The 12,301-nt window shown below is 71.3% G+C and carries 11 protein-coding genes; 6 read left to right on the top strand and 5 right to left on the bottom strand.

The annotated features are described in order from the left end of the window. Positions 1 to 580: 580 nt before the first annotated feature. On the bottom strand, positions 581 to 1,678 hold the full coding sequence (locus tag AC2D8W_RS13805) for a PA0069 family radical SAM protein (protein ID WP_484672002.1): 1,098 nt from the start codon (positions 1,676 to 1,678) through the stop codon (positions 581 to 583). An 85-nt stretch (positions 1,679 to 1,763) separates the two neighbouring features. Here AC2D8W_RS13805 and AC2D8W_RS13800 point away from each other — a divergent pair, with 85 nt between their 5' ends. Beyond that, positions 1,764 to 2,501 (top strand): AAA family ATPase, encoded by a 738-nt coding sequence (locus AC2D8W_RS13800; protein ID WP_484672001.1) that lies wholly within the window; start codon positions 1,764 to 1,766, stop codon positions 2,499 to 2,501. A gap of 39 nt (positions 2,502 to 2,540) precedes the next feature. Next, positions 2,541 to 2,993: a cell wall biosynthesis glycosyltransferase gene (locus AC2D8W_RS13795; protein WP_484672000.1), complete on the top strand. Its 453-nt coding sequence runs from the start codon at positions 2,541 to 2,543 to the stop codon at positions 2,991 to 2,993. Here AC2D8W_RS13795 and AC2D8W_RS13790 read toward each other — a convergent pair. Both AC2D8W_RS13790 and AC2D8W_RS13785 read right to left on the bottom strand, forming a co-directional pair. Next, entirely contained in the window at positions 2,895 to 4,457 is a 1,563-nt protein-coding gene (locus AC2D8W_RS13790; protein WP_293485125.1) for a lytic transglycosylase domain-containing protein, read from the bottom strand. The two genes, AC2D8W_RS13795 and AC2D8W_RS13790, sit on opposite strands and share 99 nt — an antisense overlap. 252 nt (positions 4,458 to 4,709) lie before the next feature. After that, positions 4,710 to 5,537, bottom strand: coding sequence for a uracil-DNA glycosylase (locus AC2D8W_RS13785; protein ID WP_484671999.1), 828 nt, complete (start codon positions 5,535 to 5,537; stop codon positions 4,710 to 4,712). 90 nt (positions 5,538 to 5,627) lie between these two features. Between AC2D8W_RS13785 and AC2D8W_RS13780 the strand changes: the two genes are divergently transcribed. The 4 genes from AC2D8W_RS13780 (at position 5,628) to AC2D8W_RS13765 (ending at position 11,419) form a co-directional block, all read left to right on the top strand. Further along, complete coding sequence (locus tag AC2D8W_RS13780) at positions 5,628 to 7,022, top strand: M48 family metalloprotease (protein ID WP_484671998.1); 1,395 nt, start codon at positions 5,628 to 5,630, stop codon at positions 7,020 to 7,022. 95 nt (positions 7,023 to 7,117) lie between these two features. Further along, complete coding sequence (locus AC2D8W_RS13775; RefSeq protein ID WP_484671997.1) at positions 7,118 to 8,776, top strand: electron transfer flavoprotein-ubiquinone oxidoreductase; 1,659 nt, start codon at positions 7,118 to 7,120, stop codon at positions 8,774 to 8,776. A gap of 80 nt (positions 8,777 to 8,856) precedes the next feature. Continuing rightward, positions 8,857 to 10,542 (top strand): tetratricopeptide repeat protein, encoded by a 1,686-nt coding sequence (locus AC2D8W_RS13770; protein WP_293485133.1) that lies wholly within the window; start codon positions 8,857 to 8,859, stop codon positions 10,540 to 10,542. A gap of 4 nt (positions 10,543 to 10,546) precedes the next feature. Continuing rightward, positions 10,547 to 11,419 carry a 4-(cytidine 5'-diphospho)-2-C-methyl-D-erythritol kinase gene (locus tag AC2D8W_RS13765; RefSeq protein ID WP_484671996.1) on the top strand — a complete coding sequence of 291 codons (873 nt, stop codon included), beginning with the start codon at positions 10,547 to 10,549 and terminating at the stop codon, positions 11,417 to 11,419. A gap of 27 nt (positions 11,420 to 11,446) precedes the next feature. Here AC2D8W_RS13765 and AC2D8W_RS13760 read toward each other — a convergent pair whose 3' ends face one another. Together AC2D8W_RS13760 and AC2D8W_RS13755 are read right to left on the bottom strand one after the other, a co-directional pair. Beyond that, positions 11,447 to 11,938, bottom strand: a complete 492-nt coding sequence (locus tag AC2D8W_RS13760) for a type II toxin-antitoxin system HicB family antitoxin (protein ID WP_484671995.1) — start codon at positions 11,936 to 11,938, stop codon at positions 11,447 to 11,449. Between the two features lie 30 nt (positions 11,939 to 11,968). Beyond that, positions 11,969 to 12,157, bottom strand: coding sequence for a type II toxin-antitoxin system HicA family toxin (locus tag AC2D8W_RS13755; protein ID WP_293485139.1), 189 nt, complete (start codon positions 12,155 to 12,157; stop codon positions 11,969 to 11,971). Positions 12,158 to 12,301 lie beyond the last annotated feature (144 nt).

Below are 12,301 nucleotides of genomic sequence, written 5' to 3'. Positions count from 1 at the left end.
GAAGAACGCGGAAGGACCTCCCCCTTTTGTCATCCCGGTTTCGCCGCAGGCGAAGACCGGGACCCATAGACTCCGCGGCTCAGGCAAACCCCGGGGCCGTGCCGCCGCGCCAGGACCTCGAACGCGGGCGCGTATGGGTCCCGGTCTTCGCTTTCGCGAAACCGGGATGACAGCCGTGGGGGTGGTGGTGTGGGGGGGGGACCACGAATGGACACGAAGCACACGAATGTGTCCGGGGGGCGATGAGGTCCGGGGCCCATTAGGCGGCGATCGGCGCCGTCCTCCTCCTTTTGTCATCCCGGTTTCGCCGTAGGCGAAGACCGGGACCCATACGCGCATGCGCCCGAAAAGACCGGCTGGGCGGCGCCGTCGCGGGGGCTCCTGCGACGCGGAGTCTATGGGTCCCGGTCTTCGCTTTCGCGAAACCGGGATGACAGCCGTGGGGGTGGTGGTGTGGAGGGGGAACCACGAATGGACACGAAGGACACGAATGTGTCCGGGCGCCGTGAGGCCGGGGCCTATTCGTGTTCTTCGTGTTCATTCGTGGTTGAAATCGCGGACAACGAACCGAGTGCGAGCCCTATTCCCCGCGGAACAGGTCGATCTGGCCGCCGGGTTGCGGGGGGATGCGGAAGCGGTCGCGGGGGAGGGCGGTCCAGCCCTGGTCGAGGCCATAGCGCCGCTTCGCGGCGGCGAAGCGGGCGCTCATGAGGTCGGCGACGGGGCCCTGGCCCTTCATCCGGCTGCCCCACTGGGCGTCGTAGTCCTTGCCGCCGCGCATCTGGCGCACGAGCGACATCACGCGGCGGGCCCGGTCGGGATGGTCGGTTTCGAGCCATTCGCGGAAGAGGTCCTTGATCTCCCGCGGCAGGCGCAGGGCCACGTAGCCCGCGCCCGTGGCGCCCGCCTCGGCCGCCCGCTCGAGCACCGCCTCCATCTCGTGGTCGTTGAGGCCCGGGATGCAGGGGGCGAACATCACCATCACCGGCACGCCGGCGCGGGTCAGGCGCCGGACGGCGTCCAGCCGCCGCTCGGGCGTGGCGGCGCGGGGCTCCATCGAGCGCGCCAGCCTGCGGTCCAGGGTGGTGATCGAGATCGCCGCGCGCGCGAGGCCGAGGGCGGCGGCTTCGGCCAGCAGGTCCAAGTCGCGGACGATCAGCGCGGACTTGGTGATCACCGAGAAGGGATGCCGGAAGCGGACCATCACCTCGATGACGCCGCGGGTGACGCGCAGCGTCCGTTCCTGGGGCTGGTAGGGGTCGGTGTTGCCGCCGATGTGGATGGTCTCGGGCTGGTAGCCGGGACGGGACAGCTCCTTCTCGAGCAGGCGCGCCGCGTCGGGCTTGAAGAAGAGGCGGCTCTCGAAATCGAGCCCCGGGGAGAGCCCCATGTAGGCGTGCGCCGGGCGGGCGTAGCAGTAGATGCAGCCGTGCTCGCAGCCGCGATAGGGATTGATGGAGGCCGAGAAGCCGACGTCGGGGCTGTCGTTCCGCGAGATGATGACCTTGGCCTTCTCGGGCGCGACGGTGGTCTGCAGGCGGACCGGCTCGGCGTCGTCCGGGGTCCAGCCGTCGTCGAACGCCTCGCGCTGCTGGGCCTCGTAGCGGCCGCTGGCGTTCGACCGCGCGCCGCGCCCGCGGGCGAACTCGGAAGGTCGTGGATCGAACGCGCTGGACATGTCGCCAGCATAGGGTAGGGTTCGAACAAAACAAGAACATATGAGGAGGCCGGCCGAACGGGGCGGCCTTGGACCGAGGTTGTCGATGCGAGCGGTCGATGCGGAGCACTACTGGATCGCGGCCCGGTTCGAGCGGCGCGAGGGTTGGGACGCCGGCGACTATCCGTTCAATCTTCCCGTGGTCCGCAACCTCGACGAACTGGAGTTCCATCCGAAGGTCACCTTCCTCGTGGGCGAGAACGGTTCGGGCAAGTCGACGCTGATCGAGGCGCTCGCCGTGGCCTGGGGCTTCAACGCCGAGGGCGGGACCCGGAACTTCAACTTCAATACGCGCGCGTCGCACTCGCCGCTGCACCGCTTCGTCAGGCCCGTCCGGTCGGCGCGACGGGCGACGGACGGCTATTTCCTGCGCGCCGAGTCGCACTTCAACGTCAGCACCCAGATCGACGAGCTGGGCGTGGTCCAGTCCTATGGCGGCGTCTCGCTGCACGAGCAGTCGCACGGTGAATCGTTCTTCGCGCTGATCGACAACCGCCTGAAGGGCGGCGGCCTCTACATTATGGACGAGCCCGAGGCGGCGCTGTCGCCCAACCGGCAGCTGAGCTTCCTGGTCCGGCTGCACGAACTGGTCCGGCTGAGGTCACAGTTCATCATCGCCACGCACTCGCCGATCATCCTCGGCTATCCCGACGCCTGGATCTACCAGACCACGCCAAGGGGCCTGGAGCGCATCGCGTACGAGGACACCGACCGCTACCAGGTCACACGAAGCTTCCTGAACCGGCGCCAGACCTTCCTCGACACCTTGCTGGCCGACGACTGACGGCTTGCGGGATCGGCGTCGGCGGGCGAAGCAGCGGCCATGCTCAGCGTGATCATCGACGCGCGGCGCGACGCCGACCGCCTGCCGGCGCTGCTGACCCAGCTGACGGCCGGGGCGGTGGACGGGCTGGTGCGCCAGGTGGCGATCGTGGCGTCGCCGGGACAGGCCGGCATCGACGCCCTTTGCGAGGACATGGGCGCAGACGCTCACCCCGGCATCGCGGCGGCGGCGCGGGCGGCGCGCCAGGCGCAGGTGCTGCTGCTGCCGGCCGGCTTCCGCCTGCGGGACGGCTGGATCGCAGCGCTGGACGCGCATGTCGCCGCCGGGGGCGCGGACGCCGTGGTGGCGGGGCTGAAGGACGGCGGCCTGCTGAGCCGCACGCCGACCGCGCTGCTAGTCGAGCGAGGCCTTCTCCAGCAGTTCGCTGATGGCGTCGACCTGGCGGACGTCCGTCGCATGCTGCGGCTGAGGGGCGGGCGGCGGATAGGCTAGGTCCATGCGCACGTCGATGCGCTGGGCGCCGCCGGCGAGGGCGTCGAGGGTCTTGGGTTCCTCGCCGAACATCCGCTTGTAGGTCCAGTAGCCGGCGACGACCTTCTCGACATAGTTGCGCGTCTCGAGCGCCGGCAGGCACTCGACCATCAGGAACGGGTCCTGGTCGCCGACCTTCTGGACCGTCTTCAGCACGGCCCCCGGCCCGGCGTTGTAGGCGGCGACCATCTTCAGCAGGTCGGGCCCGACGCCGCGGTCCATCAGGTAGGCGAGGTAGTCCTGGCCGACCCGCAGGTTGGTGGCGGGATCGAGAAGGGTGCGCGGCTTGCGCTGGTAGGTCTTGTCGCCGGTGGCGAGCGCGGCCGAGCCGGGCAGCAGCTGCATCAGGCCCAGCGCGCCGGCGTGGCTGCGCGCCGCCGGGTTGAACGCGCTTTCCTGGCGCACGATCGCATAGACCAGCGCGCGGTCCATGGTGAAGCCGTCCTTCGGCGCCAGCGGCGGGGCCTGGTAGTCGTAGAGGTTCAGGTACTGCGGCTTCTGCGATCCGGACCCGGGCGGCGCCAGCTGGGCCAGCAGCGACGACCAGGTGTTGCGCTCGTCGGTCGTGCGGGCGAGGGCGAGGCCGGCGCGCAGCTCCTGGCGGGCCTCCTCGGCGCGGCCGAGCTGGGCCAGGGCGGCGGCGCGGTGCGCGCGCGGATTGGCCTCGAGGAAGCGGCTGAGCCGGGCGCCCGCGAGGGGCTCGCTGGGCGCGCTGCGGTAGCTGGCGAGCATGAGCTGGCCGGTGGGCGCCTCGGCCTGAAGGCTGCGGACCTGGCGCTCGGCGATCATGCCGTAGAAGGTCTGCGGCGCCTGGGCGGCCATCCGCAGGAAGCCGTGGGCGGCGCGGACATCGCCCTGCGCCTGCGCGGACCGGGCGGCCCAGAAGGCGGCGGCGGAGCGCTGCCAGGGATCCTCGGCCTCGTCGCGGGCGACCTGGACGAAGTAGTCCTGCGCCTGGGCGTAGTCGCCGAGGCGCCAGGCCGAAAGGCCGGCGATCCAGCGCTCGCCGACGCTGACCGCGAGCTGGAAGGCCGTGCGGGCGTCGCCGGAATAGAAGGCCTCGCGCGCCGGGCGCGTGATCTCGCTGCGGGCGGTGTCGATCAGCGCGACCTCGGGCGTCGGCGGGTTCGGGGCCTCGGCCGGCTTGCGCTTCGCCGCCAGCGAGAAGACCCGGTCGGCGAGCGGGAGGTCGCGGAAGCGCGCCAGCCAGCCCGACAGCTCCTCGAACGAGGCCTTGTGAGCCGTGGGATGCATGAGCGCGCGGAACGAAATGTAGCCCGCGAGCGATTTGTCCTTGATCTCGGCGGCCGTCAGCTCGGCGCCGACGAAGTCGCCCTGGTCCACGGCCTCGAAGGCGGCGGCATAGGCGCGGGCGTCGGACTCGGAGAGGGCCTTCGGCGATTCGGCGGCCGCTACGCTGGCCATCGAGACTCCGGCGACGAGGGACAATACCCCGACGCGCAGGCGCTGTTTTAGCGTCATGCCGCCTTATCCGCGCACCACGACTAACGCGAGGTTGAGCGCGAACCCCTTATTTTTCCACTGTCCCAGCGGCAAAGGCTAAGGCGAGCCTGCCGGAGGATCAAGCTCGCGATTGCCGCAGACTTTGCTCGCCGACGGCGTCTTCGGGGCGTTATCCACAGTCTTTAGAAGGTCTTGGCTGCCGACGATCCGGGATCAGCCCTCGCGGGCCGGCCGGTCCAGGCGCTCGCTCAGGGTCAGCAGGTCCTGCCACGCGCGCTTCTTCGCGCCCGGCTGGCGCAGCAGGAAGGCGGGGTGCAGCGTCGGCAGCGCGGGCAGGGCGGTGGCGCCGTCCGTGGACGTCCACTCGAACCAGCGTCCGCGAAGGGCCAGGATGCCCTCCTCGCGCTTCAGGAGCGACTTGGCCGAGGCGCCGCCCACGAGCAGCAGCATCCGGGGCTGCGCCAGCGCGATCAGCCGCTCCAGGAAAGGGGCGCAGACGGCCTGTTCGGCGGGGGTCGGGGTGCGGTTGCCCGGCGGCCGCCAGAACACGGTGTTGGTGATGAGGACCCGCCCCTCGAGCCCCGCGGCGGCCAGCATCTTGTCCAGAAGACGCCCCGCGCGTCCCACGAAGGGTTCGCCCCGCGCGTCCTCCTCCGCGCCCGGACCTTCGCCGATCACCATCAGCGGCGCGCCCGGGGTCCCGCGGTAGACCACGGCCTGGGTGGCCGCGCCTTCGGTTCGCAAAGAGCAGCCCTCGAACGCGGCGATCGCGGCGACGAGCTGGCCGATGTCGCCCGCGGCCGCGGCGGCGGCCTGGGCCTGGGCGATCGCGCCCGAGATGTCGGCCTGGAGCGCGGCGCGGGGGCCGGGCTGGGGCGCCAGGGCCAGCGCCGGCGCGGGTCGGGGCGGCGGCGCGACGCGGCCGGCCTCGATGCGGTCGAAGGGCTCGTCCAGCATCATCGCGTCGACGCCCGCGTCGGCCCAGAAGGCGAGCAGGCTCTCGGCGAGCTGCGCGGGCGTGGCGTCGGCGGCGGCCGGCATGGGCGTGGGTTCACTCCGGCGTGAGGCTGGTCCACTCTTGGCGCGAAGCACCGGGCTTGTCAGCCCGCTATTCCGCGGGGGGAGGGGCGCATGAGGAGACGCGTGGCGATCATGGCCGCGGCCGTGGCGCTGGCGGGGCTGCCTGCGGCGGCGCAGCCAGCCCGGGAGCACACCGAACTCGTGGCGCAGCTCGGCGGCGTCTACACGGGCCCGCAGGCCCAGTACGTCTCGCGCGTGGGCCAGCGGATGGCGGCGGCGGCCGGGATCCGGCAGCGGTGTTCCTTCACGCTCCTCGACAGCGAGGTGGTGAACGCCTTCACGGCGCCGCCCGGCTGTTACGTCTATGTGACGCGCGGCCTCCTCTCGATCATGAACTCCGAGGCCGAACTGGCGGCGGTGCTGGGTCACGAACTGGGCCACGTGACCGCGCAGCATGCGCAGCGGCAGCGCAACGCCGAGGCGCTGTCGGGCCTGGCCGCCTCGCTCATCGGGGCGGCGACCAAGTCGAACCTCGCCGGCCGGGTGGCCAGCGGCGTGGCGAAGCTGGGCGCGCTCAGCTACTCGCGCAACCAGGAATACGAGGCCGACTCCCTGGCGCTGCGCTACCTGCCGCAGGCCGGCTACGCCCCGGACGGCCTGACCGGCGTGCTCGCCGATCTGCAGCGCGAGGACGCGTACTCGGCGCGGGCGAGGGGCGCGGGCGGCGAAGTCCCGGTCTGGGCGCGCACGCATCCGCTGACGGGCGACCGGATCGCCCGCGTCCAGGCGGCGGCGGCGGGCATTCCCCGGGACGGGCTGCGCCTGGAGGAGACGCCGTTCCTGCTGGCCATCGAGGGCATGTCCTACGACGCCGACCCCGTGCAGGGCCTGGTGCGCGGCGGCGCGTACATTCACCCCGGGCTGCGGATCCGGTTCGACGCGCCGCGCGGCTTCGCCGTGGCGAACGCGCCCGAGGCGGTGCGCGTCACGGGCCCCGAGGGGCTGCTCGCCGAGTTTTCGGGCGGGACGGCCACCTCGCGCCAGCTCGCCGGCTATGCGGAGAACGTGCTGCGGGCGGTGATCCGCCAGGGCCGCCACGAGATGGGCCTGCCGGAGCGCGTCACCATCAACGGGGTCGAGGCGGCGCAGGTGCAGGCGCGCGCGTTCTCGGGCGGCCGGCCGGTGGACCTGATCGCGGTGGCCTACAACCTGGGCGGCGACGAGACCTACCACTTCGTCGCCATGGCGCCGGCCGGCCGGCTGGACAGCTTCCGCCCCATGTTCGGCTCGTTCCGGCGGCTCAGCGAGCGGGAGGCGGGGGCGGCGGCGGGCCGGCGGATCGCGGTGGTGACGGTGCGCGCCGGGGACACGACGGAATCGCTGGCGGCCCGCATGGCGGCGGACACCGACCGCCTGGAGCTGTTCCGGATGCTGAACGGCCTCGCGCCCGGAGAGGCGGTACGCCCGGGCCGCCAGGTCAAGCTGGTGGTCGACGGGCCGCGCTAGCGCGCGCCTTCCCGCTTGACCGGCGCGGCGTGACGTCCTGATAAGACCCCCACGGCGTCGGACGGGGGCCGTGACGCGAGCTTGAGAGGACGACGATGAGCGAAGCCATCCAACGGGAAGCGATGGAGTACGACGTCGTCGTCGTCGGCGCCGGCCCCTCGGGCCTGGCCGCCGCGATCCGCCTGAAGCAGCTCAACGCCGAGCTGACCGTGGCCGTGATCGAGAAGGGCGCCGAGGTGGGCGCCCACATCCTCTCGGGCGCGGTGATCGATCCCAAGGGCCTGAGCGAGCTGATCCCCGACTGGAAGGCGAAGGGCGCGCCGCTCGAGACCGCCGTCACGGCGGACAAGTTCGTGGTCCTGGGCCCGCAGGGCAGCCTGGATCTGCCGGTTTGGGCCATGCCGCCCTTCATGAACAACCACGGCAACTACATCGCCTCGCTGGGCAACGTCTGCCGCTGGCTGGCGGGGCAGGCCGAGGAGCTGGGCGTCGAGATCTATCCGGGCATGGCGGCCTCGGCGCCCGTGTTCGAGGGCGATCGGGTGGTGGGCGTGGTCGCCGGCGAGTTCGGCCTGGGCAAGGACGGGCAGCCCGGGCCCAGCTACGAGCCCGGCATGGAGCTGCGCGGCAAGTACGTCTTCATCGGCGAGGGCGTGCGCGGGTCGCTGGCCAAGGTGCTGAAGGCCAGGTACGGCCTCGGCAAGAACGCCAACCCCGAGAAGTACGGCATCGGCATCAAGGAGCTGTGGCAAGTTCCCGACGCGGTGTTCCAGCCCGGCCTGGCGATCCACACCCTGGGCTGGCCGCTGGACGACAAGACCGGCGGCGGCAGCTTCATGTACCACTTCGGGGACAACTACGTGGCCACGGGCTTCGTGGTGCACCTGAACTACAAGAACCCCTGGCTGTCGCCGTTCGACGAGTTCCAGCGCTGGAAGCACCACCCGGATGTGGCCAAGCATCTGGAAGGCGGCAAGCGCATCGCCTACGGCGCCCGCGCCATTTCCGAGGGCGGCCTCCAGTCGATCCCCCAGCTGTACTTCCCGGGCGGCGTGCTGCTTGGAGACAGCGCCGGCTTCGTGAACGTGCCGCGGATCAAGGGCAGTCACAACGCGATCAAGAGCGGCATCATGGCCGCCGAGGCCGCCGCCGCCGCCATCGCCGCCGGCCGGGCGGGCGACGAGCTGGTCGAGTACAAGCAGGCCTTCGACGCCTCGTGGGTGAAGAAGGAGCTGAACGTCGTCCGCAACGCCAAGCCGATGCTGTCGAAGTTCGGCACGATGCTGGGGACGGCCTTCGCGGGCTTCGACATGTGGACCACCCACCTGCTGGGCGGCCTGTCCCTGTTCGGCACCCTCAGGCACGACAAGAGCGACGCGGAGTCCACGGGCAAGGCGTCGGACTACAAGCCGATCGTCTATCCGAAGCCGGACGGCGTGCTCTCGTTCGACAAGCTGTCGAGCGTGTTCCTGTCGGCGACGAACCACGACGAGAGCCAGCCGGCCCACCTGCGGCTCCGCGACCCGTCGGTCCCGATCGACGTGAACCTGCCGAAGTACGGCGAGCCCGCGCGCCTCTACTGCCCGGCGGGCGTCTACGAGGTGCTCTACGACGAGGCCGGGAACAACCCGAAGTTCCAGATCAACTTCCAGAACTGCGTCCACTGCAAGACCTGCGATATCAAGGATCCGTCGCAGAACATCGACTGGACGACGCCGCAGGGCGGGGACGGGCCGAACTACCCTAACATGTAGGCCGGCGGGCGGCCATGTGGCCGCCCTGTGACCTCTGGGCGCTTGCGGAGCCGCCTCCGCGCGCCCATGACTAGCGTCTGATGCGTCGCTTCCTCCTCGCCGTCTGCGCGCCCGCGGCCCTGCTGTGCGCCTGCGCCACCGTCCCGTCCGCTGACCTGGAGCCGGCCGCGCCGGCCGCCGCCGACAGCGCCTATGGCATGTTCCTGGCCGGCAACGCCGCGCTCGCCGAAGGGCGCAGCGCCGAGGCCGCCCGCTTCCTGGAGCTGGCCCGCGGCGAGAGCGGCGACAACGCCACGGTCGCCGAGCGGGCGTTCACCGCCGCGCTGATGGCCGGCGACGTCCAGAAGGCGGCGCTCATGGCCCCAGTGGGCCCCGACGCCGGCGAGCCGGGCAAGCGGCTGGGCCGTCTCGTCAAGGTCGTGGCCGCGCTGGCGGACGGCAAGGGCAAGGTCGCCAGGGCCGAGCTGGCGAGCGACGGCATCGGCTTCCCCCACCGGGGCGCCGCCGCGCTGCTGGGTCCCTGGGTGTCGGCCGCCGCCGGCGACGTGGAAGGCTCGTTCGTGCGGCCCCAGCTGCGGGGCGACGGGGCGGTCGACTACTTCGGCCAGATCGGCCAGGCCCACCTCTTCGAACGCGCCCGCCGCTACGACGAGGCCGAGACCAACTTCAAGGCCGTGACCAAGGGCGACAGCCCCAGCGAGATCTCCGTGCTGGCGTACGGCGCGTTCCTGGAGCGCCGCGGCCGCCGGCCCGAGGCGCTGGCCTACTACGATGGGGCCCTGCGCCGGAATCCGATGAGCCTGGCGCTGAAGGCCGCGCGTGCGAGGGCCGCGTCGGGCAAGGGCGCGCCGGCGGCCCCAAGCATCCGTGAAGGCGCCGCCTTCGCGCTGCTCGCGCCCGCCGCCACCATGATCAGCGCGCGGCAGGAGGCCACGGCGCTGGCCTACATCCGCCTGTCGCTGGCGCTCGACCCCAGCCGCAACGACGCCTGGCTGATGCTGGGCGACCTCATGCAGCAGGCGGGCGATGTCGAGGGCGCGCGGACCGCCTACCTGAAGCCGAAGCCGGGGGCGCCGGAGTTCGCGGCGGCGCAGGCCAAGCTCGCCTGGAGCTACCAGGCCGCGGGCGACAAGGAAGGCGCCTTGCGCATGGCCCGCGCCTCGGCCGCCACCGGCGACCGCGAGGGCCGGCTGACCCTGTCCGACCTCCTGCGGGCCAACGAGAAGTACGACGAGGCGATCGGCATCCTGAACGGGCTCATCGCCGAGTCGAAGGACCCTGAGTGGACCCTCTACTACGCCCGCGGCCAGGCGCTGGAGCGCTCGGGCCGCTGGAAGGAGGCCGAGGCCGACCTGCAGCAGGCGCTCAAGATGCGGCCGGACGAGGCCGAGCTGCTGAACTACCTGGGCTACGCCTGGATCGACCGCGGCGAGCGGCTCCAGGAAGCCATGGGCATGGTCGAGAAGGCCGTGGCGGCGAACCCGCGCTCGGGCGCGATCATCGACTCCCTGGGCTGGGCCCACTACCGGCTCGGCAACTACAAGAAGGCCGTCGAACTGCTGGAACAGGCCGTGGAGATCGAGGCCGGCGATCCCGAGATCAACAACCACCTGGGCGACGCCTACTGGATGGTGGGGCGCAAGGACGAGGCGGGCTTCCAGTGGCGGCGCGTCCTGACCCTGAAGCCCGACGACAAGATCAAGGCGGACGCCGAGAAGAAGCTGGCCGAGGGCCTGGGGCCGCCACGGCTGGTGGCGGGCCAGTAGGGCCGTGCCCGAGGCGCTCGCGCCCGCCAAGGTCAATCTGTTCCTTCACGTGGGCGCGCCTGCGGCGGACGGCTACCACCCGCTCTGCAGCCTGATGGTGTTCGCGGACTTCGGCGACGTGGTCGGCGCGCGGCCGGGCGAGGGCGCCCTGATCGTCCGCGGCCCCTTCGCGAAGGGCGTAGGGCCCGAGCGGGACAACCTGGTGTTCCGCGCCGTGCGCGCCTTCGTGGCCGAGCTGGGCCGTGAGATGGGCGAACTCACCTTCACCCTGGAGAAGAACCTCCCGGTGGCCAGCGGCCTGGGCGGCGGATCGTCGGATGCGGGGGCCGCGCTGCGCCTGATCCGGGACGTCTACGCGCCGGGCTTCGACGACGCACGGCTCGAGCGGGTGGCGGCCGCCCTGGGCGCCGACGGTCCCGCCTGCCTCTGGGCGCGGCCGGTGATCGCCGAAGGCCGGGGCGAGCGGCTCGCCGCCGCGCCCGGGCTTCCGGTGCTGAACGCCGTGCTGGTCAATCCCCGGGTCCCGGTCTTGACGCCCGCCGTCTACCGCGCTCTCGACGCGGGCGGCGCATTCGGCGACGTGACGCGACCGCCGATGCCCGACGCCTTCGAGGACGCCGCCGAGCTGGCGGCCTGGCTGGCGACGCAGCGCAACGACCTGGAGGGGCCGGCCGTGGCCGTCGCGCCGGAGGTGGGGGCGGTCCTGGACACCCTGCGGGACGAGCCGGAGGCGTTGCTGGCGCGCGTGTCGGGCTCGGGCGGGACGTGCTTCGCGCTCTGCGCCGACGACATCGCGGCCGAGACGCTGGCCGAACGCATCGAGGCCCTGGCTCCCGACTGGTGGGTGAAGCGCTGCCGGCTCGGCGGGCCCTGGTAGCCCTCGCCTGGGCGGCAAGAACCGTACCTATTCTTGAAGGATAGGCGGATGCTCGACCCAACCCTCCGTGTCCGCGTCGCCCGGGAAGTGGCTGGCGCCACCCTTGCTGGGTTCGCCCATGTAGTGGCGCGCGGCGAGCGCAATGAACTCAGAGCGGTTCACACCACGCCTTCTGGCATGCCGGTCCATTCGATCAAGCAGCCCCTTGTTCAGGTACACGTTCACCCGCTCGGCTGCGTCGGGAGCTTTAACCTCCACGCCCACGTACACCGTAGGCTCGCGCCGCTCGACGTAGGCTTCCGCAAGTCTTCGCGCGACAGCTTTGAGATCTGAGGGTGACGGAATCTCCAGTCCTTCCTCAGCCATCCCCTCCAAGTGTAAAGACAGTGCCTCGCGGGCATTCTCTAGGGCCTGGGTCTGATCCGCACCCCAACTGATGCACCCCTCCAGATCGGGGAACGACACGCCGTAGCCGTCGTCTGTCGCCTCCAAGAACGCGATGTAAGTCACCTTCGCCATCCGACCCTCCATGCTCGGACCGCCTCTGCGTCAGCGGAGGCTTACGCCACTCTGTCGTTCGATACTGCGAAGGGTCCCAATAGGTAGGTCTCCGCCATGAACCGAGATGGTCACGAGGCCGGACTTGGTCGGGTGGCGGAACTGCTTGTGCGAGCCGCGCTGGCGCACCTCGTACCACCCGTCCGCCTCTATGGCCCGGATAACCTCTCGGCTGTTCATGTGTGTGTTCTAGAACACAATCACAAGTCCGACAACGAGACTTGTGTGTTTCAAACACACATGAGTGTCGGCTCTCCTGCGTGTCCCTTGCCCGAACGAAAACGGGGGCCCCGAAGAGCCCCCGTTCCCGTTGCGGCGCCGGGT

Source organism: Phenylobacterium sp. T106 (assembly GCF_057219735.1).
The sequence above is the reverse complement of the archived record's forward strand: the minus strand, read 5'-3'. Positions and strand labels throughout refer to the sequence as shown.

Coding starts and splice junctions, on each gene's coding strand:
- AC2D8W_RS13790 (WP_293485125.1), bottom strand. CDS start 4,457: ATGGCCAGCGTAGCGGCCGCCGAATCGCCGAAGGCCCTCTCCGAGTCC.
- AC2D8W_RS13760 (WP_484671995.1), bottom strand. CDS start 11,938: ATGGCGAAGGTGACTTACATCGCGTTCTTGGAGGCGACAGACGACGGC.
- AC2D8W_RS13755 (WP_293485139.1), bottom strand. CDS start 12,157: ATGAACAGCCGAGAGGTTATCCGGGCCATAGAGGCGGACGGGTGGTAC.
- AC2D8W_RS13805 (WP_484672002.1), bottom strand. CDS start 1,678: ATGTCCAGCGCGTTCGATCCACGACCTTCCGAGTTCGCCCGCGGGCGC.
- AC2D8W_RS13795 (WP_484672000.1), top strand. CDS start 2,541: ATGCTCAGCGTGATCATCGACGCGCGGCGCGACGCCGACCGCCTGCCG.
- AC2D8W_RS13785 (WP_484671999.1), bottom strand. CDS start 5,537: ATGCCGGCCGCCGCCGACGCCACGCCCGCGCAGCTCGCCGAGAGCCTG.
- AC2D8W_RS13780 (WP_484671998.1), top strand. CDS start 5,628: ATGAGGAGACGCGTGGCGATCATGGCCGCGGCCGTGGCGCTGGCGGGG.
- AC2D8W_RS13770 (WP_293485133.1), top strand. CDS start 8,857: ATGCGTCGCTTCCTCCTCGCCGTCTGCGCGCCCGCGGCCCTGCTGTGC.
- AC2D8W_RS13775 (WP_484671997.1), top strand. CDS start 7,118: ATGAGCGAAGCCATCCAACGGGAAGCGATGGAGTACGACGTCGTCGTC.
- AC2D8W_RS13800 (WP_484672001.1), top strand. CDS start 1,764: ATGCGAGCGGTCGATGCGGAGCACTACTGGATCGCGGCCCGGTTCGAG.